This window comes from Pradoshia sp. Z4_20, from assembly GCF_058216035.1.
In genome coordinates this window covers 1-23,720 of the sequence record NZ_JBZAJD010000009.1, presented here as the reverse complement: position 1 = coordinate 23,720, position 23,720 = coordinate 1, and the positions used below count along the sequence as shown (strand labels likewise).

Below are 23,720 nucleotides of genomic sequence, written 5' to 3'. Positions count from 1 at the left end.
AAGGAGGCAGGGATTATGCCTTTATTGTCGATAGAGAATGTATCTCATCTCTATTTATCTAAATCGCAAACATCAATTGCTTTAGAGAATATATCAATGAGTATTGAGGAGGGAGAATTCATCTCCTTCCTTGGCCCAAGCGGCTGCGGTAAAACAACCCTTCTATCCATTATATCTGGCCTTTTTAAGCCAACCGAAGGAAGTGTTAAGCTATACGGGAAGGATGTCCTCATCCATCGCCAGGATATTGGATATATGCTGCAGCAGGATTATTTATTTCCCTGGAAGACCATTAAAGAAAATATATTGATAGGATTAAAATTATTAAAGCAGCTCGACCAAAAGCACGAAGAACAAACCATATCACTATTAGAAGAAATCGGCCTGAAGGATGTATTGACTAAATTTCCAAGGGAGCTATCAGGAGGAATGCGCCAACGAGTTGCCCTAGTTAGAACTTTGGCCACTAACCCTACTCTGCTCCTCTTAGATGAACCTTTTTCTGCTTTAGATTTACAAACCAAACTAAAGCTTGAAGATATCGTATCAAGTACATTAAAATCGTTTAAAAAAACGGCTATTTTAGTTACTCACGATATAGGAGAAGCAGTAGCCATGAGTGATCGTGTCTTCCTCCTCTCTCCAAAACCAGGAAAAATTCACAAAGAATTTGATATTCCAAACGAGTTAAAAGGGCTATCCCCATTTAATGCAAGAAATCATCCAGCCTTTTCAGATGTGTTCCAGCTTATATGGAAGGAGATGGAGCAGCTTGACGGATAATAAACTTAAAATTAATACCCTTCACAAGAACTATATCCAACAATTAAAAACCAACCAGCATAAAGTATGGCTGTATCAGGGTGTTATCTTTGTTTTATTTTTTGCTCTTTGGGAAATAGCCAGCCATTTTTACTGGATAGATCCCCTCCTGTTCAGTTCACCTTCCAATGTCGTTGAAATGCTGATTGAAAAAATACAGGATGGCAGTTTGCTCAGCCATCTCGGACTTACCTTGTTCGAAACAGTCATCAGCTTTATTTTAGGCACTCTACTAGGGACACTGCTAGCTGTTGCCTTGTGGTGGTCTCCAATGCTTTCAAAGGTCCTGGATCCCTATTTAGTCATCTTCAATGCTATGCCTAAGGTAGCCCTTGGACCCATTATTATTGTGGCGATGGGCCCTGGATTAATATCCATTATCACCAATGGAATCATTATCTCAGTTATCGTTACGACTATAGTCGTCTACACGAGCTTCAAGGAAATCGATCCCAATTATATAAAGGTAATGGAAACGTTTAATGCTCGCCGCATGCACATCTTCAAGGAAGCTGTCTTGCCGTATTCCTTTCCAGTCATTATATCGACACTAAAGGTTAATGTTGGTTTAGCCTGGGTTGGTGTCATAGTTGGAGAATTTCTTGTTTCTTCACAAGGACTTGGCTATCTAATCATTTATGGATTCCAGGTATTTAATTTCACCCTTGTTTTAATGGCATTACTCGTTATAGCTGTATTTGCAACGATTATGTATAAAATGGTCGAGTTTGTTGAAGCTAAGTTAATCCGCGACCGCTTATCATAAAAATTTTAACCGGCTTATTTTATCCAGACATTTCAAAACAACCTGATCCTTCATAATGAAGCTATATTGGGTGCTCGTTTGAAAATCATGTGGCAGTTCTGACAGTAAAACGGGCCCTTCTGTTTCCAGATAATCTTCTTTCTTCGTAAGGGCAGTAAGCTCGGCATAAAATACTGCTTTAACAAAGGAACCCGCTGGGTCGATTACTTTATACTCGCCAATTGGAATTAACTGCTTTGCTTCTCCCCCTGTTTCCTCATATACTTCACGTATGGCAGCCTGAACAGGGGTTTCATTGTTTTCCACCTTGCCTCCGGGAAATTCAAGCCCTCTTTTGGAATGGTTGGTAAGAACCCATTTCCCTTTATAGCGGCATATGACGAATACATGACGAGCTTCTTTTTCAAATTGACCTTGTTCATCATGAAAATAGACATTATTTCCATGGATATCCTTAAATATGTCCATCTATCTCTACACTTCTCTCTTAATTGTTTCTTTCAATTATAGCAAAACTGGCTCTTATATAATTTATAAGGAATAAATCAATTAGAAGCTTACTTTTACAACACACTTTCTTAAAAATATAACAAATATAGTCATGAAGGATGGAATCAATAATATTTTCAATATAAGTAGAGTACATTTATAAAGGTTGGGGTAAATAATTACTATATGAATCGTGATCTAAAAATTGAAAGGAGTTCTTAGCAGTGAATTTCATTGATGAACTATACCAATTGTATCGAGATAAACTAACTGGCGATGATGAAGATATTGATATTTTGGCTTTAGCCGTTTTAGAACAGCTTGATCGTAAGGATGTTATGCAATTAATTAATGAACTGGAAGATCGGGAGCTATATAATTTAATGGGGATATACATAATTGATAGCCTTAAAAAGCGATTTGCAAATGATGATGTACAGCCGCCTGTATCAAAATATTTGCACTAAGATAGGATTACATAGCGAAACCTTCTAAAAATAGGAGGTTTTTTTAGTTTTTTAAATAAATTCACAGAGACCCCGAAAAACGATATGGTAAGATATAGGTCATTTCTATGTAACAGCAATGATATAATAGAGGTCATAAAGACTGGGGGAAAGCATATGGGGATGACAGGAATATTTATAATAGGGGCAATTATTATAGTCCTAATAATAGGGGTTACTGCACTTGTCACAACAAAAGCATACGAATACAAGCACACTATTGATCCATTAGATCAAAATCCGCATTTGAGTGGTAAAGAAGAGGTTCGCACATCTGAACCACATGAATAAGCGCAAAAAAGAATCCCCAGATAAAAAGGGGATTCGACTTTGTTTATGCAAATACTTGTTTTAAATCTTCTTTGCTTTGTGTCAGCCAAAATCTCATCAACTTTTTTGCACCTTCAAGGTCATGAAGCTTGGCTTGACCGCATTGTTTTTCGTTAGCCGCAGGAATATCAGTTATCTCAACAGCTTCTTTCATGGTTTTATCAAGCACATCTATGATTTCTTCAACAGTTGGCTCACCGCTGACCACCAAATAAAATCCAGTTTGGCATCCCATGGGTGAAATATCAATGATATCAAAGTGAGAATAACCCTCAGAATATTTCCTGATATTAAACGCCAACAGATGCTCTAAAGTGTGAATCGCATCTGGCTTCATGGCCTGTTTATTTGGCTGGCAGAAACGAATATCAAATTTGTTAACAACTCCATCGCTTCCTACTTTATGAACACCACAATGACGAACATACGGGGCCTTAACAGCATTATGGTCCAAATCAAAACTTTCAACAGATGGCATTATAAAACCTCCTTTTAAACTTATTACTAATTTTACCTTTTCTCCATCAATATTTCATCTCTAAAGTTTGAAGTTTGCCCTTTCAGGCATTATGATATGGTTGTATCTAAACATTCTAATTAAGGAAGTTCATATTATGAAAAAAATATTACTAAAACTAGTCCGTTTTTATCAAGTGGCCATTTCACCTATGAAGCCGCCAAGTTGTAGATTTTATCCAACATGTTCTCAATATGGCCTTGAAGCAATTGAGCGTTTCGGACCAGTAAAGGGGACCTGGCTAACCATAAAACGAATCTCTAAATGCCATCCACTGCATGCCGGCGGGTTTGATCCTGTACCTGAAAAACAAGAAAAAAAAGACTCTTGATTTACAAGAAAAAGCCGTGTATCATACTAGATATGCAAATCGTAATCTTTTCGATTTATATTTTTGCTTAACAAATCGTAATGAATACGATTAACAGGAGGATACTACATTGAAAAAAATATCATTTATATTCGCACTCATACTTGGTGCATCTATTTTTCTTTCCGGATGCAACAGCGATAATAGCACGGCTGATACTAAAAATGAAAACCAGCTTTCTATTTATACAACTGTTTATCCATTACAGTATATGGCTGAGCAAATAGGTGGTGAACATGTAAATGTATCTTCTATCTATCCGGCAGGTGTAGATGAACATACATTTGAACCAACACAAAAGGATATTATCAATATCGCAGAGTCTGATTTATTTTATTACGTTGGATACAATTTAGAAGGCTTTGTAAATAACGTGACCAAAACATTGGGAAACGAAAATGTGGAAATGATAGCTATTGGTGAAAAAGTAAATCTTGATACTCATGGACATGAAGAGCACGAACATGAAGATCATGAGCACGAAGACGACGGCCATAATCATGGTACAGTCGATCCGCACTTATGGATAGATCCACTATATGCAAAAGAAATGGCTGAACATATTAAAGACACACTGATTGAGAAAATGCCTGAACAAAAAAGTGCCTTCGAGGAAAATTACGAAACACTGGCTAAAAAGTTCGATGAGTTAAATACAGAATATACAAAGGTATTCAGCGAAGCACCTCATGATGAATTCCTTGTTTCTCATGCTGCGTTTGGATACTGGGAAGAACGTTATGATGTAGATCAAATAAGCGTCTCCGGTATATCTACATCCGAAGAGCCTACTCAAAAATCACTTGAGAAGTTAGTGGATACTGCCAAGGAACATCAACTTAAATATATTTTAGTTGAACAGAATATAAATAGTAAATTAACGGATATTATTAAAAAAGAGGCTAATTTGACTGCATTGCCTATTCATAATCTATCTATCCTGACTCAGGATGATATTGATTCAGAACGCGATTATTTTTCAATCGCGAAGGATAATTTAGACTCACTGCAAAAAGCTTTAAATGATTAATCACGTAAAAGCCCGAATTCTTTTGGATTCGGGCTTTTTTCTTCCTGTATTTACTTTACATATAAGAGGTGAAAAGAAGCATTCTAACAAAAGAAAGGAGAGATTTTTTATGCCAAATGGTGTTAAATGCTCTGTGAATTCCTGCCACTTTTGGAAACAAGGGAATAAATGTGCAGCAGAAAAAATTCAAGTAAATATGTATTCAGAGGAACGTGCTTATAAAAGTGGCGATACTGGATGCAAAACCTTTCGCCCAGCTGACTTTTTATAAACGAAAGGCTGTCATAAATGGATATCAATCACATACTCCGAAATTTTAACGAGGATTTACAAAATTCCAATTCCTTAACATTTCCTATATGCGTGGACTCTTTTACGAATTATTGGAGTACCGAATTCGGATCCCTTGATGAATTACCGAAGGAAGTAGACCAGCTTATAGCTAAACGGGGATTGGAATTAGGTTTACTGGAAGAAGAAATAAATCAATAAAGAAAAGCGCCCTGTGACCCAGGCGCTTTTCCCTTAGTAACTTTTCTTTACTAATTCGACAACTTCTTTTTCTGCCACATTTGTTATTGCGGTTATAACTGATAATGGGAGTCCGCGACGCAACAAGATCTCAGCAATCAAGTATTGTTTTTTCGAACGAGCCATTTCTTCCCCGCCTTCTTATGTCTTTTTTTCCATTATACAGGATTTGATAGCCGAATTGAATAAGTCCAACACCCAATATTCAGAATTAACTAAAAAAATTAATTAACTCTCTTCTCACTATTTTGTTTGAAGCATTACGGGGTAACTCCTTACCCATCACTACTTTTTTAGGAATTTTATATCGCGCCAGCCTGGATTCACAAAATTCGATGATCTCTGTCTGTTGTAAATGGCTCGCTGGATGGGGGACTATTACGGCTGCTGGAACGGCTCCCCATTCATCATCGCTAAGACCAATGACTCCCGCTTCTTTTACGAAAGGATGCTCCATCAAAACGGATTCTATTTCAGCCGGATAAATGTTTTCTCCACCAGAAATAATTAAATCAGAGCGTCTATCAATGACAAACAAATACCCTTCCTCGTCGATATAACCGATATCACCTGTATAAAACCAGCCATCCTGGAAAGATTCCGGTGCCCTTCCATGAAGATACCCCGGAGTTACATTTGGGCCTTTTACTGCAATCTCTCCCGGTACACCAACTGCAGCAATCCTTCCATCCACAATAATTTTTATCTCACATGGCAATAATGGCTTACCGGCAGAGCCCAGTTTTCGCGTTGCATCTTCAGGAGCCAGCGTGACGATTTGAGAGCATGTTTCTGTCATACCATATGTTTGAAAGACAGGTGTGTTTTTATCCGTAGCCTTTTTCAACAACGCCATAGGTGCTGAGCCGCCCCCTAACAGCATACAGCGAAATTCCTCAGGGTATGTCCTTTCTCCTAAATCTTCAAGCATTCTTGTCAAAGTATTCGTCACAACCGAGCAAATCGTAATCTTCTCTTTCCAAATAGCTTCATTTGCTTGTACAGGGTCGAATCCTTTTTGCAAAACAGTCTCTATCCCATAAATGACTGATCTTAAAAGGATAGATAAACCACTTATATGGAATAGCGGCATAAAGCAAAGCCATTTATCATCATCGCGCAACCCTAAATTTAGAGCAGACCCAATCGCACTCCAATAATGGTTTCCCATCGTTTGCTGAACGGCCTTAGGCTTACCAGTCGTACCTGATGTGTACATAATAGTTGCCGTTTGATTAAACGATAAGTTCTTCTTTTCTTCAAATGACTTTGCCTTAGCCTTCTCTAATTGTTCCAGCCTTAGCACGGAAATATCCAGTAACATTTCGTTTTCTGATATGAGAAAATCAGCCTGAGCATCTTCTAATTGCCACTCTTTTTCCCGATCTGTTAAACGAGTATTCAATAGGACAATTTTGGCGCCAATCAGGAGAAGAGCATGTATCGTAAAGACCATCTCCGGCCGATTCTTCATGTTAATTCCAATTACATGACCTTCCGCAACACCCAACTCCGTCAATTTTTGAGCGTATAAATGGGCCATTTCATATAACTCTCTAAACGTCCACTTCTCTCCCTCAAATGAAAGAGCCGTACGCTCCGGAGTCACATACGCCCGTTGAATCAAAAACTGCGGAACAACCGTATCATGCATCAACATCTTTTCAACCTTCCCTCTGAACTCCTTCATGATCTCTCTGACCATCAAAGCGTTTTTAAGTACAAATACAAATTAACCTCTATCACTCTAACTGATACTTACATGTACATAAAAACAGCCTGACGGTAGGCGTCAAGCTGTTTTTCGTTCTCCATTAAGGGAATCGTGGGAATTGGTCAAAGTCTGGATTGCGCTTTTCTTTAAAAGCATCGCGGCCTTCTTTGGCTTCATCTGTTGTATAATAAAGCAATGTTGCATCGCCTGCCAACTGCTGAAGTCCAGCCAGTCCATCTGTATCCGCATTGAAAGCTGCTTTTAGGAAACGAAGGGCAGTTGGGCTCTTTTCAAGCATTTCCTCGCACCATTGCACCGTTTCTTTTTCAAGTTGCTCCAATGGAACTACTTTGTTTACCAAGCCCATATCAAGTGCTTCCTGCGCATCATATTGACGGCACAAGAACCAAATTTCTTTTGCTTTCTTATGGCCTACGATTCGAGCTAAATATCCTGCACCATAACCTGCATCAAAGCTTCCAACCTTAGGACCGGTTTGGCCAAAACGTGCATTTTCAGCAGCAATTGTTAAATCACATACAACATGCAGTACGTGACCTCCGCCAATAGCATAGCCTGCTACCATTGCCACAACAGGTTTTGGAATAACACGGATCAAGCGTTGAAGATCAAGAACATTCAGACGAGGAATTTCGTCTTCACCCACATATCCGCCATGACCGCGAACCTTTTGGTCACCGCCAGAACAGAATGCCATGTCACCTGCGCCTGTTAAAATAATAGCACCTATTTCTTTATCATCCCTGGCACGGGAAAAAGCATCAATCAATTCCATTACTGTTTTTGGACGAAATGCATTGCGTACCTCTGGACGGTTGATGGTAATTTTAGCAATACCGTTATATCTTTCATATAAAATATCTTCATATGTACGAATGGTTACCCAATCAAAAGCCATTTCTAATTCCTCCCTCTAATAAACTCACTTACTATTCTACCAAATATTTTGGGTTCTTCCACGTGTATTGCATGGCCAGTGTCATTTATTGTTTCAAATTGGCATCTATTAAGGCAATTCTGCATTTTTAAGGCCAATTGAACGAACTTTTTATCCAATGCTCCCGCGAGCAATAAAACGGGAAAATCCAACTCCTTTAATTCACTCCAAAATGAGGGCTGTGAGCCTGTACCCATTCCCATTAAACTATTTTGCAAGCCAATACTGGTATGGGATACTCTCTCCTGCCTAATTTCTGCTTTCTTGCCATTCGACAGTCTTTCTTGTGAAGCAAATAACGGAATCTTCTCCCAATCATCTACAAAACTATCTATCCCATATTCTCTGATACGTTCTGCCAATTGTGCATCACTATGTGCCCTCGACAGTCGTTCGCCTTCATGTTCCAGGCCTGGTGATGAGCTTTCTAAAATGAGAGTCCGAACAAATTCAGGATATAAAACAGCAAACCCCAATGCCAGTCTCCCTCCCATCGAATAACCAAGAATATGTGCACTTTGGATATTTAAAGCGATTAAAATGTCCTTAATATCTTTAGCAGCCTTTTGCATTTCATATCTATCAGGATCAATAGGCGCTTCTGTCAGACCATGCCCTAATAGATCCAGACTGATAAACTGAAAACAATGTTTGTAATCCTGAATAAATGTATTCCACGTATTCATGGAACCCGTAAATCCATGCAAAAGAAGTACAGGCTGTCCTACTCCTTGCAATTGCACGTGATACTTTACTCCATTAATGGATAACATGAGTTTATTCGCCATCATTCATCATTCTTATTTCCCGGGAAACATGCTGAACGACTTCCCTGTATCTTTTCACATCATAGGAACGACTTGTACAAACTTCAACAATACAGAAATCCGGATTGGCTACCCAGTCCTGAATGGAATCAGTCACTTCTTCCCAAGTTTCCGGATTTTTATAGTTTGCTCCATACAAAGCAGCTGTATGATTAAAGTGTAAGCCATGAGGCGTACCAAAAAGCTCTTCAAAATGTTTTTCTTCAGCAGACTGAGGCAGGTAAGAAAAGATTCCACCGCCATCATTATTCACAACCAAAACCAGAAGCTTTAATTGATACATTTTAGCTGCCAGGAAACCATTCATATCATGAAATAAGCTGAGGTCTCCAAGTGCCAGTACAGTTGGTATTTCAGAGGAAGCGCTGATTCCTGCAGCAGTTGAGATAAGGCCATCTATCCCGTTAGCTCCCCTGTTTGCCAATATCCTAATCTGCTTAGTTGTTTGAAAGAAAAATGAATCTACGTTTCGAATAGGCATGCTATTGCCAACTACTAAGTTAGCTTTTTCCGGAAGTAAACTTTCCAATAGAGAAAATAATTTACCTTCCTGCATCCCTGTTTCATCCTGTATAGTCAGCAGCCCTTCTTTCGCCACTTCATTCATTCCTTGCCAAAGAGAAAGCCAATCTCTTCTTTCTGTATTTGCATGTACAGTAAGATTTTCTCTAACCGAGTGACAGAAAGCGGCCTCATCACAATAAACCATATGGGTACTTACTCCCGCTGGCTCTCTCCAGCCGCTGCCCCCATCTACTACAATATGATTTGTCTGTTTACACTTTTTCACAAATTGCAATACTGGTTTAGAAACTGGCATTGCACCAAACCGAATAATTAAATCTGGTGTAATTTTCCCGTGTATTGCTTCTTCCTTCAGAAAAGTATCATAGGTTTCAATTACGTGCTGATTTCCACCTGCCCTTAATTGCGATAAAGGATCAGCAAGAATCGGATATCCCGTTGCTTCAGCGAAATTCAAAACAGCTTCCTTAAAATCAGGTTGGTCAATAGGACCGCAAATAATAATCCCTTTTTCGCTTTCCTTAATTAAACGAAGATATGTATTCAACTGAGAATCAGCCAGCTTACGGTGTCCATGTGCAATATCGATACACGCATTTGAATGGTCCGTTCTACGAATCCACTTTTCCATTTCGCTTAAGATTGGAATGAGTGGCTCTCGTAAAGGGAAATTAACATGAACAGGTCCGGCAGGCTCCAGAATTGTATTACTGATGGCTCTGCTTGCTACAGTGCGTGCATACTGGAGCATCATTTCTCCGGAATCAGGCAGAGACATTTCTACAAACCATTTCACATGCTTCCCATAAAGGTTTATTTGGTCGATGGCCTGTGGTGCTCCAACATCTCGTAATTCATGCGGACGGTCAGCAGTAAGAACAATTAATGGCACTCTTGAATAATAGGCCTCTACGATAGCAGGAAAGTAGTTTGCAGCCGCTGTACCTGATGTACATAACAAAGCGACAGGCTTTCTCTTTTCCTTAGCCATCCCAAGCGCAAAAAAGGCGGCCGATCTTTCATCGATATTAATATGAACATTCATATCCGGATGTTCAGCCATACAATAGGCGATTGGTGTAGATCTGGATCCCGGACTAATGACAACATCATTCACTTCCGCTCGGGCTAGTTCATCTACAAAGGATGCTATAAAAGCAGTTAGCTCTTCTTGGTGATTCATATATTCCTTCCCTCCAAAGCAGAAAGCATGGGTTTAAATTTCACTTTTGTCTCCATATATTCACTTTCGGGATTTGATTTTTCTACAATCCCACAGCCCGCATATAGAGATGCTTTATCCTTCTTTAATAAACCTGAGCGGATTCCTACAGAAAAGTCACCATTTCCGTATATATCCATCCACCCTATTGGAGCAGCATAAAATCCTCTATCCATACCTTCATATTTTTCTATTTTCTCCATAGCAATATTTCTTGGCGAACCTCCCAAAGCAGGTGTTGGATGAAGCAATTCCACAAAGTCCAAAACAGAAGTGCCGGGCAGACTCACACAATTTACCGGTGTATAAAGATGCTGTATATTTTTTAGCTTCATTAATACGGGAGCATCAGGAATATTAATCTCGATGCAATGCTCTTCCATCGCCTCTTTAATCATATTGACCACAAACTGATGCTCGGATCGATTTTTATCATCATTTAATAATTCATTTCCTAGGGCTGAATCAATTTCTTCATCTTCATTTCTTGGCGTTGACCCTGCCAAACATGCAGAAAATACAGCCGGCCCCTCTTTTTTAATCAGCCTTTCCGGAGAAGCACCTATAAAACAATCATCCCCTGATTCAAGCCCAAAAATAAAGCTTCCGTTTTGCTGAATCATTAAATTCTCAAGTACTTTATAAGATGGAACTTCATCTTCAAATTGCAAACTTAATTCACGGGCCAGGACGATTTTCTCCATCTGTCCGTTTCGGATATCCTCGACAGATTTTAGTATAGCCTGTTTCCACTCTTCCACAATATGTTCTTGCCGTTCTATGATAGCTGGCATTTCTTTTTGGCCAGAATCAGACATAGACAAAAAAGCATCTCTATCTTCGATAAATTGGCGTACCTCTTTATCTGACATATGAGGAGTCAAATATATAGAGGAAGTTAAGTATGAACCATGATTTGTTTCTGTAATTAAAAACTTAGGTATATAAAATAAATAACTGCCAAATTGGCTCCAATTGGAACCCGGCTCTGTATTTTTAGAGTTAAAGGAAAAACCGCCAAAGCATAAAGGTCCTGTGCCTTTTCCAGAGTTAACCCCATTCACAATGGCTGACTCCATTAGGGCAGTCCATTTATCCTTAATATCTTTAAAACGTTTTTCTCCATTAGTAAGAGATTGTAGCTTACGTGCTGTTCCAATCCCGGCTAAATACAATTCATTATCCGGATCTTTCCAGTAAAATCGCTCACCTTTATATAAACACTCACTTGATTGATAGATATCGATCGGTTTCTTATTGGTAACGGCCTCAACATGACTGAATAAGATTGGCATAGCAATCCTTTTTACTGTATGTAAGGCTTCAGTCAATTCCTGTTGAATATCTGTCATTTGCTTTATTGCCATTCAAATCCCTCCGTTGCTCCTATTTCCAATAAACCTATTTAAAGATACACCTGTAGAAATTAAGCTGTCAATTTTTGTAGTTTCTTAATTTTCATTTTAAAGCTTATATTCTCATCATCATTTGATAGCGATTCCATTCCGCTTGCTCCCTGTATGGTATCTTCTATCCACAAGAATGCAGTTTATTCCAATAAACAAACCATCATACTTATTTTCCCTATTAATACGGATCCTTACTATTATAATATCTTTTTCTTAAAGCCTGAACCATTATGACTTTCTAACAGGTCTACTATAGAGGATAAATGTATTGACACTTACTATAACATTTACCTACACTGATTTAGTATAGTAATAATAGTGGGAATGATATGAGTTGTAGAACTCTTAAAATATTATATTTTATACTAATAGTTTAACATATTGATTTACCACTATTCGCTAGTAACTTATAACGTAAAGGGGATTAACAAAATGCAAGATCACTCGCATACTCCTGCGAAGACAGGATTACCCAGAAAAAGTTGGCGGGTTTGGTGGAAATTAACCAGGCCACACACATTAACAGCTGGTTTTACACCTGTGTTGGTTGGAACAGCGCTGGCTCATGAACATATACCTTCGCTGAATATCGGGTTATTTGTGGCTATGATGGCTGCCGCACTGCTTATCCAAATTGCCACGAACCTATTTAATGAATATTATGATTTCAAAAAGGGACTCGATAATGAGGAATCCATTGGGATTGGTGGCGGAATCGTACATGAGGGTTTATCACCAAAGTCGATTCTTACATTAGCACTCGTTCTGTATGGTATATCAGCACTGATAGGTGTTTATATATGCGCAAATAGCAGCTGGTGGTTGGTACTCATCGGATTATTATCAATGTCAATGGGATACTTATATACTGGTGGACCGCTCCCAATAGCCTATACCCCATTTGGCGAGATTACATCCGGTTTCTTTATGGGCTGCCTAATTATCTTGATTTCTTATTTTATTCAAACTGGAAATGTGACATTAGATGCATGGCTCGTAACTGTCCCATTCTTTTTGACTGTGGGTGCTATTTTGTTATCAAATAATATTCGCGACAGAGTCGGGGATAAAAAGGGCGGCCGAAAAACATTGGCAATCCTCATTGGCAAGAAAAATGCCATTATCGTACTGGCAGCCATGTTTGCTCTCTCCTATGTATGGGCATTCGTACTAGTGTTCTCAGGTATTACTTCTCCTTGGACATTACTTGTGCTATTAAGCATTCCAAAAGCGGTACAAGCCGTGAAAGGATTTGTTGGCAATGATACTCCACCGGAAATGATGCCTGCCATGAAAGCAACAGGCCAAACGAACACTTTCTATGGTCTTTTATTTGCATTTGGTATGTATATTGGATTCTTCTTCTAAATCTTTTAATAAGCCTCTTAGTAGAGGCTTATTTTTTTCTGCTCTAATCTTGCTATTTCTCTTAAATGTTTTTCTACTGTGTGATGGGGTAAATGTAACAATACAAGTTACTTATTACAGTTAAGGAAGTGGTAGCATGCTAAGTAAAAATCAACTTCAAGCTATAACAGATAGATTAAAAGAACAAAAAGAAGAATTTCAAAGCAAATTAAATACAAAAAGAAACAGCCGACTCGACCTAAGTGAGCGTGAAGCATCCGGAGAACTATCATCCTATGATAATCATCCTGGCGATCTCGGTACAGAACTATTTGAGCGTGAAAAAGATGTGGCTCTGGAAATACATGAAGAAGAGCAATTGAATGAAATTGAAACAGCGTTGTCTGCAATAGAAGAAGGCACATACGGTGTATGTAAAGAGTGCGGAAAGGATATTCCATACGAAAGACTTGAGGCCATTCCATCCACTCTCTATTGTATCGAGCATTCAAAAAAACAGGAATTAAGCAATCACCGTCCAATTGAGGAAGATGTCATTCAGCCACCAAAGCCAGATTCCCTTCAAAGAACATATGATCATCGAATAGAAGACTACACAGACAGTTATCAAGAAGCCGCCCAATACGGAACCTCGGAAACTCCATCCGATATGGTTAGAGATGCAAAAGGATATGAAGATCTTTATCCAGATCAAACAGAGGATGAAGGTTTTGCAGATGAAGTTGAGTCATTCGTTGGTAATGGTCCAGACGGAGAACGTAAAGTATATCAAAGCGATGCAAAAACCGATTATGAAGAACGCCTGGAGGATGAAAACCTAGAGTCAAATTTAGGAGATATTCCTTACCGAAAAAGAGATAGTTATGTAGACAGTAAGAAAAAATAAGGCAGCCTTTTGCTGTCCTTTTTTCTTTGCTGCTATATATAACTATAACCTTTTAAGAGATTCCAGTGAGCTGTTTTTCATTTGATGATTATCTAATTAATAGCTCATAACAGTTACATATGACAAAAAGTAGCTTCTACTTATTCAAAACATTACACAAGGTAAAAAGGCGACCTATATTCCTTTAATCAATGGAATATAGATCGCCTTTATCTATTTTTCATAATTTATTTGTTTCTTTGATTTACAGGGTTTACATTCCAGATGTCTGTTGCATATTCCTGAATTGTTCGGTCACTTGAGAAAAATCCTGAATTAGCAATATTTATTACACTTGATGAATTCCATTTCTTTTTGTCTTGATAAGATGCCTCTACTTTTTCCTGTGTACTTGCATAGGAACCAAAATCCCTTAATACAAAATATTGATCATTTTCTAATAGCAGAGAATCATATATCATATCAAACATTCCAGATGTATTCGGGAAGAATCCATTAATTAATTGGTTTACAGCCTGATGAATTCTTCGATCAAGCATATAATATTCTGAGGAGTGATAACCTCCATGTGCGTTGTAATTCATAACTTCCTCTGACGATAATCCGAATGTAAAGATATGGTCTTCTCCGACTCTCTCAAAGATTTCTACATTAGCCCCATCCATTGTACCGATGGTCAAAGCACCATTCATCATAAATTTCATATTACCTGTTCCTGATGCTTCTTTACTTGCAGTCGAAATTTGTTCACTTAATTCAGCTGCAGGGAATATTTCTTCAGCCAATGATACCCGATAATTTTCGAGAAATACGACCTTTATATAATCTTTTGTGTCCGGATCATTATTTACTTTATCCGCCACGGTGTTAATCAATTTAATAATTTTTTTGGCATAGTAGTATCCTGGGGATGCTTTAGCTCCAAATATAAAGGTACGCGGATATGGCTTGAAATTTGGCTCTTCCTTCATTCGATTGTATAAATACATAATGTGAAGAACATTTAGCAATTGGCGTTTATACGCGTGCAAACGTTTGACCTGGACATCAAAAATACTATCTGGATTAACGGTTATACCATTTTGTTCTTTAATCCGCTTAGCCAGCTTTTTCTTATTGTCTGCTTTCACTTTCATTAGCTCTTCTAAAAAGGAAGAATCCGTACTAAACCGCTCCAATTCCTTCATATATACCGGATCAATCTGCCATTTATCGCCGATTGCTTGCGAAATTAATCGGGAAAGTCCTGGATTGGATTTCAATAACCATCTGCGATGAGTAATTCCATTGGTTTTATTATTAAACTTTTCAGGAAAAACCTGATAGAAATTGTTCATTTCTCTCTTCTTGAGAATCTCAGTATGCAGATGGGCTACTCCGTTTATACTATGGCTGCCTGCAATAGCCAGATGGGCCATTTTAACCTGATCATGAGCAATGATCGCCATATCCTCTATTCTTTGCCACTCACCCGGATACAGCTCCCATAATTGCTGACAGAACCGCTCGTTAATCTCATTTACAATCATAAAGATTCTTGGCAATAATGGTTGGAATAAACGAATTGGCCATTTTTCCAATGCCTCAGAAAGTGTCGTATGATTCGTATAAGATATCGTTTTGGTGGTTACTTCCCATGCTTCATCCCATGACATTTTTTCTTCATCCAATAAGATCCTCATTAATTCCGGGATGGCCAGAACAGGGTGAGTATCATTTATATGTATTGATACGTATTCATGCAATTTGCTCATAGGAATATTCTTTTTGCGGTATGTCTTTAATATGGTATGCAAACTGGCTGAGACAAGGAAATACTGTTGTTTTAAACGCAGAATTTTCCCGCTGTCTTCTGTATCATCTGGATAAAGAAATTCTGATACCAATTCTGTATCACGCTTGTAACGCATAATATCGCGATGATAAGGAGCCGGGGCAGGCTCAGCATTCCACAATCTGAGTGTATTCACCGTTTCATTCTGATAGCCAACAACCGGTATGTCATAAGGTACAGCCATTATTGGCTCTGTATCAATATGACGGAAACCTAAACGGCCATCAGAATCTGTATAGGATTGTACTTCTCCCCAAAAAGGTACCATTACTGCCTGATCGGCTTTTCGAACCTCCCATACATGTCCATTTTGAAGCCATTGTTCTGGATATTCAACTTGTACGCCATCAATGATTTTTTGCTCAAATAAACCATATTTATAGCGAATACCACATCCATGACCAGGCAATTCCAAAGAAGCAATGGAATCCATGAAACAAGCAGCTAATCGGCCTAACCCACCATTACCGAGCGCAGAATCCGGCTCAAGTGTTTCCAGCTCCGAAAAGCTAATCCCTAAATCCTCAAGCCCGTCTTCCACTACTTTTTGTATGCCAAGATTTAAGACATTACTCCCCATAATTCTACCGAGTAAAAATTCAATTGATAAATAGTAGACCTGCTTTGTCTTCGTTTCTCTATATAATTGATTGGTTTTAATCCAATTCTTACTTATATATTCACGAATCATAATTCCTAAAGTATGATATTGCTCCTGCGGAGTCGATTCTGAAAATGTTTTTCCATAAGACATTTCAAGCTTAGATATAAAGGCTTCCTTAAACAGTTCTTTATTATCAAACATCTAAATCAGATCCTCTCAGTCAAGTCTTTATACAAAACCTCATACTCTGCTGCTGAACGTGCCCAGCTATAATCCTTCTTCATCGAGTTCTTAACAATCTTTTTCCACTCAGATGGATTATGATAAAAAGATAATGCCCGACGTATTGTATAAAGCATGTCATGAGCATTAAAGTTAGTAAATGAAAAACCATTGCCCTCGCCAGTAAATTCATTATATGGCTGTACAGTATCTCGCAGACCACCTGTTTCCCTAACAATCGGCAATGTACCATATCTCATTGCTATTAATTGGCTTAATCCGCAAGGTTCAAATTTAGAAGGCATAAGGAACAAATCAGCTCCAGCATATATTTGATGGGCTAAATCTTCATTAAAACCAATATGAACCCTTAATTTATCCTGATACCATTGGGACGTATAACCAAAGAAATGCTCGAATTGCGGATCGCCTGTACCCAGCATGATCATTTGGATATCTTCCTGCAGAATCTCATGGAATACAGCTCTAACCAGATCAAAGCCTTTCTGAGAGGTTAAACGCGATACAACGGCAATCAGCGGCTTGCTATCATCTACCGGTAAATTGAAATACTCCTGGAGATAACGTTTATTCGCTTTTTTGCCTTTCAGAGAATTGACTGAAAACTCGCTGGCAATCGCAGCATCTTTTTTTGGATTATATAAGTCATTGTCAATTCCATTTAAAATCCCATATAAATCTGAGTCTCTTGCCTGAAGCAATCCATTCAGACGCTCACCGTAATAGTCAGTTTTAATCTCCTCTTTATAAGTAGGGCTGACAGTAGTTATTGCATCTGCATAAACCAGTGCTGATTTCATAAAGTTGACGTTCCCGTCAAATTCCAACTGGTTAAAGTAGTCATCATGAATCCCCAGTACATCATCAAGAAAACTTTTTCCATAAATGCCTTGGAATTGCAAATTATGAATTGTAAATATATTTTTGATGTTTGCTAATTTCGTATTCTGGTGCTGAGTTTTCAATAAGAATGGAATCATTCCCGTATGCCAATCATGTGTATGAATAACATCCGGTAAAAATGGAATATGATAAAGTGCTTCAACAGCCGCTTTACAGAAATAAGCAAAACGTTCACCATCGTCAAATTGCTCATAAAGTTTTGGTCTATGGAAATAATATTCATTATCCATAAAGTAATAAATGACACCATCATATTCAGCTTCAAAAATACCGCAATACTGTCTTCTCCAGCTTAACTGAACTTCAAATTCAGCAATTTTTTTCGCTGAATTAAAAAAATGAGTAGGTATCGTCCCATACTTAGGAAGCAACACTCTTACCTCATGACCTAACTTTTTTAATTCTTTAGGAAGAGAGCCGGCTACGTCAGCCAGCCCTCCAGATTTAGCAAAGGGTACACATTCAGATACTACAAATAATACATTCACGAGTTCATCAACGCTCCTTGTTTTACACCTTTTTGAATAACAATTGGTTGGAATGGAGACCCAATCAGAACTGTTCCATCAGCAATTTCTACATCCTTATCGAGGATTACATAATCGAGTTTGCAATTCTTACCGATTTTTGTTTTTTGCATGATAATGGAATTTTTAATGGAAGTACCTTCATCAATATTAACGGCCCTAAAGATGATACTGTGCTCTACTTCACCTTTTATGATAGAGCCGTTGGCAACCATTGATTGGCTTACATGAGACTTCTCACTATACTTGGATGGAGGCTCATCCTTAACTTTTGTATAGATAGGACATTCCTTCATGAATAACTGACTCCAATTTTCTTCTTTAAGAAGATCTATACTTGATTGAAAATAGGCATTAATAGAATTGATATTCGCCAGATAACCTTCATACTGATAAACACAGATAGCGAAGTCGGAATAATGATCTTCCACAACATCCTTTAAACATTTGTACCCAGTTTGTTTCCGCTCGTCAATTAATTTAACAAGCAGTTCTTTTTTAAGGATGAACATTTCAAGTGATTCTTTATCTTTTTTGATTTCCGTAATATCACATTTGTTTTGTATATGATATTTAAGAACAGCATTAAAATCGATATTGCAAACGGTTTGACTGTTAGCAACAATCACATACTCCTGTTTACTTCTTTCAAGATAGGTCATATGATAAGCAAAGTGATCAAACGCATGAACCTCACCAGATACATCTTCTGTATGAGGCACCGGGAGGAAGAATAGTCCATCTCTTTTTCTATTCAAATCCCAGTTCTTACCTGTTCCCAAATGGTCCATTAACGATCTGAAATGTGCTTGTGGATAAACAGCTACATTAGATATTCCCGAATTAACCATGCTTGAAAGAATAAAATCTATTAAACGGAAACGACCAGCTATTGGTAATGCTGCAACATTCCGACTTTTTGTTAAAATATCCAGTGATTCAAAACTATTCGTGGCATCTATAATACCTAATAGTGATTTACTCATATTTTCAACGCCTTTCACTATATCAAGATAATTTTATAACATTTTCTTCTGTTAACAGTTCAGGATTAACCAATATAACATCTTCATCATCAATAGGTCTGATCACCTGGTTATCCGGTATAACAGCACCTGGAGGAATAATAGCCTTTTCAATATAGACATTCTTTCCGATAACGGCATCTGACATGATTACAGAATCTTTAACATGTGCGTCTTTGCCAATCTGTGCTCCATAGAAAACGACTGATTTTTCCACCTTACCTTCAACTATACATCCTTCGTTAATCAGTGATTCTTTAACCTCTGCTTTGTTAGATAGATATTGTGGTGGTCTGTTCGGATTAACTGAATAAATGCGCCATGAATAGTCATAAAGATTTAATTCACACTCTTCATCCAGTAAATCCATATTAGCTTCCCAATAACTTTTCAGTGTACCAACATCTTTCCAATATCCTTCAAATGGATAAGCATATACCTTTTTATCATCATTTAATAATAAAGGTATGATATCCTTACCAAAATCCCTTGTTGAATCTTCATTTTTAGCATCTTTTATCAAATAGTCTTTTAGAACTTTACGATTAAATATATAGATACCCATAGAGGCTAAATTATTTTTCGGATTTTTCGGTTTCTCTTCAAATTCCATTACAGAATAATCTTCTCTGGTGTTCATGATTCCAAATCTGCTTGCTTCATCCCAAGGAACAGGAATAACAGAGATAGTCGCATCTGCTCCTCTTTCCTCATGGAAGCTCAACATTTTATCATAATCCATTTTGTAAATGTGATCTCCTGAGAGAACAATCACATAATCCGGATCATATTGATCGATATAGTTTAAGTTTTGGTAAACCGCACTTGCTGTACCCGTATACCATCTCATTTCCTTTGAAGCAGAATACGGAGGTAATACAGTTACTCCGCCATCTTTTAAATCGAGATCCCAGGCACTTCCGTTAGAAAGATAGGAATTAAGCAATAACGGCTGGTATTGCGTTAATACCCCTACCGTATCTATTCCAGAGTTCGTACAGTTACTTAATGTAAAATCTATAATTCTATATTTACCGCCAAATGGGACTGCCGGTTTTGCAACATCAGCTGTCAAAGCCTCAAGCCTTGTTCCTTGTCCTCCTGCCAGTAGCATTGCGACTATTTTTTTCTTTGCCATTTTTATTTAACTCCTTCCGTTTTTTAATGGGACGCAGTACAGTAATTCCAAATGGAGGTACCTTAATCTTTACGTGATATGGTCTCCCATGAAAAGAACCTTCTTCTGCGATGATTTTCTTTTTATTAACATGATCGCTTCCACCATATTGGACAGCATCACTATTTATGACCTCTTTGTACTCCTGTTTATCAGGTACTCCAACTTTATATTCTTCATAAGATATATTTTTGAAATTACACAGTACTATCAATGGATTTCCTTCTCGATCACGACGAATAAATGAGAATATGGACTGATCGGTGTTATGAACATCAATCCACTCAAATCCTTCAGGATAATCATCTAACTCATATAACGGCTTTGACCGTTTGTAAAACTTTAGTAAGTCTGCAAAGAAATGATTTAATGTTTGATGAGAATCATAATTTAGTAGATGCCAATCAACCTGTTCTTTATCCTTCCATTCTGAGAACATCCCCAGCTCTCCACCCATAAATAATAATTTTTTCCCCGGGTGGGTTGTCATAAATCCCATGAGTAATTTCAACTGAGAAAATTTTTCTTCGTAGCTTCCTGGCATTTTATCAAGAAGAGATTTTTTACCGTGGACCACTTCATCATGTGACAAAGGTAAAATAAACCGTTCCGTATAAGCATACATTAAGGAGAATGTTACTTTATTATGAAGATCCTTTCGAGAACACGGATCTGATTCCATGTACTCTAAAATATCGTTCATCCAACCCATATTCCACTTATATGTAAATCCTAAACCTCCCTCACTAGCTGGCTTAGTTACGTTAGGCCAATCAGTTGAGTCTTCAGCCATCATAAGAACTGTAGGATCGGATTCTTTTACAACTTGGTTAAGTTTCTGTAAAAAATCTATAGCATGTGGATTAACGTCACCACTATATGTATTGGGCCAATAAATGATATTTGCGACAGCATCCACTCTAAATCCATCTATGTGAAAATACTTCATCCAATATCTTGCGTTGGATATTAAAAAACTATGAACTTCTGGTTTGCCCAAGTCAAAATTTGCTGTTCCCCATACTGGATTCTCTCTGTGTTTGAGATCAGAGTATTCATAAACAGGTGATCCATCAAACATAAATAAACCATGAGCATCTTTACAATAGTGACCAGGTACCCAATCAAGCAATACACCTATGTTATGCTGATGACATTGATCGATAAAATATTTCAAGTCTTCAGGCCTGCCATATCGGCTTGTTGGTGAATAATAACCTGTACTCTGATAGCCCCATGATCCGTCGAACGGATGTTCAGTTAGTGGCATTAGCTCAATATGTGTAAAGCCCTGTTCAACTACATAGGGGATGAGTTCATCAGCCAGGTCACGGTATGTATAAAATTCCTCAATCTTGCATTCATCGCTCGGTATAGACACTTGGCCTTCCTGGATATGTTTTCTCCATGTTCCTGCATGAATTTCATAAATAAACATGGGGTTCTCATCTTGTTGTTTCTTTGTTTTTTTCTTAAGCCAAGACGCATCATTCCATTTATATGAATCATCTATAGGATATACGACAGATGCCGTATGAGGCCTTATTTCTGAATAGAAGGCATACGGATCACTCTTTAGAGCTATGGCTCCAGATGCTGCTTCAATTTCATATTTGTATATATGTCCGTCCAGGTTTTTATCTACCAGAAGCGTCCAAATACCCTGTTCAGAAACTCTTTTTAATTCATAACCGTTACCATTCCAATTATTAAAAGAACCCACCAAGCGTATCTGACGGGCGTTTGGTGCATATACTGTAAACCTTGTATGTATATCATCATTTACCTTTATCAAATGGGAACCGAACAGTTTATATGCATCATAAAGAGAGCCTTCATGAAACAAATGGACCTGATAGTCTGTTGGGATAGCATTAGGCATATTATCACCCTTTCTAGAATTTTCTCAATATACTAATTAAACTACTTATTCTGTAACTAAATCAAATGCAAAAATTGTTAATTTAGCTCTCAAAAGCTCTTTTTCACTACTTTTTGGAATTAGTAAGATAAATTAACAGGCATCAGTATAATATATCCAAAATATAGTGTATAGAAACTTAAATACTATTATTTTTATGTTAAATACTTCATTATATTGAGAAAAGTATCAATGAAGTGGTCTAACCATTCAAGAACGAGTTAATTAATTAAAATGTTTACTTAATAAAGTTGTGTAAGAAAATATTAAATTATTTGTTTATTATAGTATTTATCTATAGTAAACAAAATATTCTCATAATTCAAGACCAAAAAGGGAACTTAGATACTTTGGCATATAATATATCTTTCAACATAGAACTTTAGGAAATACAATCGAGGAAAGGATGATTGTGTTGAGTTAATTCTTCTGAGGGCTTCTTTATAATCGATTGAGGATTTAAGAATTAGTATATTCTCTATAGGAGAACATTATCCGTGAAATTTTTTAAATACAAACCTTTACAATTACTTTCCATTGTCTCACGGATCTACTGATTAAAGCAAGACTTAAATAAATGATACCCTCTCAGAAAACTATAAGAAGATGTCTATGCGAGCTTCAATTGCTTATTTATGTTGATATATGGATCATATGAAGGTTTATCGTGAGGCATATTTAATAGCAGAATTTAATACTTAATTTAGGTGGAGTGGAGGTTCGAACAGTAAAATTAGTATAGGGCAAAATGAGAAGGGCTTATAGTAATATTTTCCCAATTACCAAATAGGGAAACAATTCAAGAATTGACTCACACATCTATTCAAATTACAGTCGGTACTACTACTAAAGTTAATAGCGTAGAAGTAGATTTTCAATTTGGTTGATATAATCCTTACTAAAGAAATCATAAAATTTTACTTGGTATTCCTCTTAAAAGTACTTGATGATCAGTTCGGCTTTATTCTCGTTCTATTTTAGACTTTAACCGTTATTAGAATTTTACCTTTGCCTTCTTATAAGGCGTTTAGGAGACAATGTATTGACGGACTGAGCTCTTTTGGCAGTTATGTTTTAATAATTAAGATTTCATTTATTAAAATAATATATAAAAAAACCATGTACATCATGTACATGGTTTTTATGACCCCTACGGGATTCGAACCCGTGTTACCGCCGTGAAAGGGCGGTGTCTTAACCGCTTGACCAAGGGGCC

Annotated in this window: 23 protein-coding genes and 1 tRNA gene; 10 read left to right on the top strand and 14 right to left on the bottom strand. The window is 37.5% G+C overall.

Annotation, left to right across the window (positions count from 1 at the left end; all coding sequences use genetic code 11):
• Nucleotides 1-15: 15 nt before the first annotated feature.
• Nucleotides 16-783 (top strand): ABC transporter ATP-binding protein, encoded by a 768-nt coding sequence (locus AC4BHP_RS16305; protein WP_066109186.1) that lies wholly within the window; start codon nt 16-18, stop codon nt 781-783.
• Nucleotides 773-1,588: an ABC transporter permease gene (locus tag AC4BHP_RS16300; protein WP_066109189.1), complete on the top strand. Its 816-nt coding sequence runs from the start codon at nt 773-775 to the stop codon at nt 1,586-1,588. The genes AC4BHP_RS16305 and AC4BHP_RS16300 overlap by 11 nt, the downstream gene beginning before the upstream one ends.
• On the opposite strand, the gene ytkD is transcribed toward AC4BHP_RS16300, so the two are convergent.
• Nucleotides 1,583-2,056: an RNA deprotection pyrophosphohydrolase gene (gene ytkD / locus AC4BHP_RS16295; protein WP_490553398.1), complete on the bottom strand. Its 474-nt coding sequence runs from the start codon at nt 2,054-2,056 to the stop codon at nt 1,583-1,585. The two genes, AC4BHP_RS16300 and ytkD, sit on opposite strands and share 6 nt — an antisense overlap.
• A 245-nt stretch (nt 2,057-2,301) precedes the next feature.
• Here ytkD and AC4BHP_RS16290 point away from each other — a divergent pair, with 245 nt between their 5' ends.
• Entirely contained in the window at nt 2,302-2,544 is a 243-nt protein-coding gene (locus AC4BHP_RS16290) for a DUF6154 family protein (protein WP_066109196.1), read from the top strand.
• Nucleotides 2,545-2,700: 156 nt separating this feature from the next.
• The gene (ytzI, locus tag AC4BHP_RS16285; protein ID WP_139063879.1) at nt 2,701-2,874 is read left to right on the top strand and encodes a YtzI protein; all 174 of its coding nucleotides are present in this window, start codon (nt 2,701-2,703) and stop codon (nt 2,872-2,874) included.
• 43 nt (nt 2,875-2,917) lie between these two features.
• On the opposite strand, the gene AC4BHP_RS16280 is transcribed toward ytzI, so the two are convergent.
• Entirely contained in the window at nt 2,918-3,391 is a 474-nt protein-coding gene (locus AC4BHP_RS16280) for an S-ribosylhomocysteine lyase (protein ID WP_066109199.1), read from the bottom strand.
• 136 nt (nt 3,392-3,527) lie between these two features.
• Between AC4BHP_RS16280 and yidD the strand changes: the two genes are divergently transcribed.
• The 4 genes from yidD (at nt 3,528) to AC4BHP_RS16260 (ending at nt 5,322) form a co-directional block, all read left to right on the top strand.
• Nucleotides 3,528-3,761, top strand: a complete 234-nt coding sequence (yidD, locus tag AC4BHP_RS16275) for a membrane protein insertion efficiency factor YidD (protein ID WP_066109201.1) — start codon at nt 3,528-3,530, stop codon at nt 3,759-3,761.
• A gap of 109 nt (nt 3,762-3,870) precedes the next feature.
• On the top strand, nt 3,871-4,830 hold the full coding sequence (locus AC4BHP_RS16270) for a metal ABC transporter solute-binding protein, Zn/Mn family (protein WP_066109202.1): 960 nt from the start codon (nt 3,871-3,873) through the stop codon (nt 4,828-4,830).
• A gap of 109 nt (nt 4,831-4,939) precedes the next feature.
• The gene (locus tag AC4BHP_RS16265; protein ID WP_077248189.1) at nt 4,940-5,101 is read left to right on the top strand and encodes a DUF1540 domain-containing protein; all 162 of its coding nucleotides are present in this window, start codon (nt 4,940-4,942) and stop codon (nt 5,099-5,101) included.
• A gap of 17 nt (nt 5,102-5,118) precedes the next feature.
• Nucleotides 5,119-5,322: a hypothetical protein gene (locus tag AC4BHP_RS16260; protein ID WP_066109205.1), complete on the top strand. Its 204-nt coding sequence runs from the start codon at nt 5,119-5,121 to the stop codon at nt 5,320-5,322.
• A 33-nt stretch (nt 5,323-5,355) separates the two neighbouring features.
• On the opposite strand, the gene AC4BHP_RS16255 is transcribed toward AC4BHP_RS16260, so the two are convergent.
• From AC4BHP_RS16255 to AC4BHP_RS16230, 6 genes are all read right to left on the bottom strand, one after another.
• Entirely contained in the window at nt 5,356-5,487 is a 132-nt protein-coding gene (locus tag AC4BHP_RS16255) for a hypothetical protein (RefSeq protein ID WP_257469186.1), read from the bottom strand.
• Nucleotides 5,488-5,572: 85 nt separating this feature from the next.
• The gene (locus AC4BHP_RS16250; protein WP_490553450.1) at nt 5,573-7,015 is read right to left on the bottom strand and encodes an o-succinylbenzoate--CoA ligase; all 1,443 of its coding nucleotides are present in this window, start codon (nt 7,013-7,015) and stop codon (nt 5,573-5,575) included.
• A 160-nt stretch (nt 7,016-7,175) separates the two neighbouring features.
• Entirely contained in the window at nt 7,176-7,994 is an 819-nt protein-coding gene (menB, locus tag AC4BHP_RS16245; RefSeq protein ID WP_066109208.1) for a 1,4-dihydroxy-2-naphthoyl-CoA synthase, read from the bottom strand.
• A gap of 2 nt (nt 7,995-7,996) precedes the next feature.
• Nucleotides 7,997-8,821 (bottom strand): 2-succinyl-6-hydroxy-2,4-cyclohexadiene-1-carboxylate synthase, encoded by an 825-nt coding sequence (gene menH / locus AC4BHP_RS16240; RefSeq protein WP_257469185.1) that lies wholly within the window; start codon nt 8,819-8,821, stop codon nt 7,997-7,999.
• On the bottom strand, nt 8,811-10,568 hold the full coding sequence (gene menD / locus AC4BHP_RS16235; RefSeq protein ID WP_066109215.1) for a 2-succinyl-5-enolpyruvyl-6-hydroxy-3-cyclohexene-1-carboxylic-acid synthase: 1,758 nt from the start codon (nt 10,566-10,568) through the stop codon (nt 8,811-8,813). The genes menH and menD overlap by 11 nt, the downstream gene beginning before the upstream one ends.
• On the bottom strand, nt 10,565-11,974 hold the full coding sequence (locus tag AC4BHP_RS16230; RefSeq protein WP_066109218.1) for an isochorismate synthase: 1,410 nt from the start codon (nt 11,972-11,974) through the stop codon (nt 10,565-10,567). Before AC4BHP_RS16230 ends, menD begins: the two co-directional genes overlap by 4 nt.
• Before the next feature lie 474 nt (nt 11,975-12,448).
• Between AC4BHP_RS16230 and AC4BHP_RS16225 the strand changes: the two genes are divergently transcribed.
• Together AC4BHP_RS16225 and AC4BHP_RS16220 are read left to right on the top strand one after the other, a co-directional pair.
• Nucleotides 12,449-13,384, top strand: a complete 936-nt coding sequence (locus AC4BHP_RS16225; protein ID WP_066109220.1) for a 1,4-dihydroxy-2-naphthoate polyprenyltransferase — start codon at nt 12,449-12,451, stop codon at nt 13,382-13,384.
• 136 nt (nt 13,385-13,520) lie between these two features.
• The gene (locus tag AC4BHP_RS16220) at nt 13,521-14,270 is read left to right on the top strand and encodes a TraR/DksA C4-type zinc finger protein (RefSeq protein ID WP_490553391.1); all 750 of its coding nucleotides are present in this window, start codon (nt 13,521-13,523) and stop codon (nt 14,268-14,270) included.
• A gap of 227 nt (nt 14,271-14,497) precedes the next feature.
• Here AC4BHP_RS16220 and AC4BHP_RS16215 read toward each other — a convergent pair whose 3' ends face one another.
• From AC4BHP_RS16215 to AC4BHP_RS16190, 6 genes are all read right to left on the bottom strand, one after another.
• Nucleotides 14,498-16,909, bottom strand: coding sequence for a glycogen/starch/alpha-glucan phosphorylase (locus AC4BHP_RS16215; RefSeq protein ID WP_490553389.1), 2,412 nt, complete (start codon nt 16,907-16,909; stop codon nt 14,498-14,500).
• A gap of 5 nt (nt 16,910-16,914) precedes the next feature.
• Complete coding sequence (gene glgA / locus AC4BHP_RS16210; protein WP_066109225.1) at nt 16,915-18,342, bottom strand: glycogen synthase GlgA; 1,428 nt, start codon at nt 18,340-18,342, stop codon at nt 16,915-16,917.
• Nucleotides 18,339-19,367, bottom strand: coding sequence for a GlgC family sugar phosphate nucleotidyltransferase (locus AC4BHP_RS16205; RefSeq protein WP_066109229.1), 1,029 nt, complete (start codon nt 19,365-19,367; stop codon nt 18,339-18,341). The genes glgA and AC4BHP_RS16205 overlap by 4 nt, the downstream gene beginning before the upstream one ends.
• Nucleotides 19,368-19,389: 22 nt before the next feature.
• Complete coding sequence (locus AC4BHP_RS16200) at nt 19,390-20,544, bottom strand: glucose-1-phosphate adenylyltransferase (protein WP_066109232.1); 1,155 nt, start codon at nt 20,542-20,544, stop codon at nt 19,390-19,392.
• A complete protein-coding gene (glgB, locus tag AC4BHP_RS16195; RefSeq protein ID WP_066109235.1) occupies nt 20,486-22,465 on the bottom strand; it encodes a 1,4-alpha-glucan branching protein GlgB in 1,980 nt (659 codons plus the stop codon). Before glgB ends, AC4BHP_RS16200 begins: the two co-directional genes overlap by 59 nt.
• A gap of 1,183 nt (nt 22,466-23,648) precedes the next feature.
• A tRNA-Glu gene (locus AC4BHP_RS16190) sits at nt 23,649-23,720 on the bottom strand.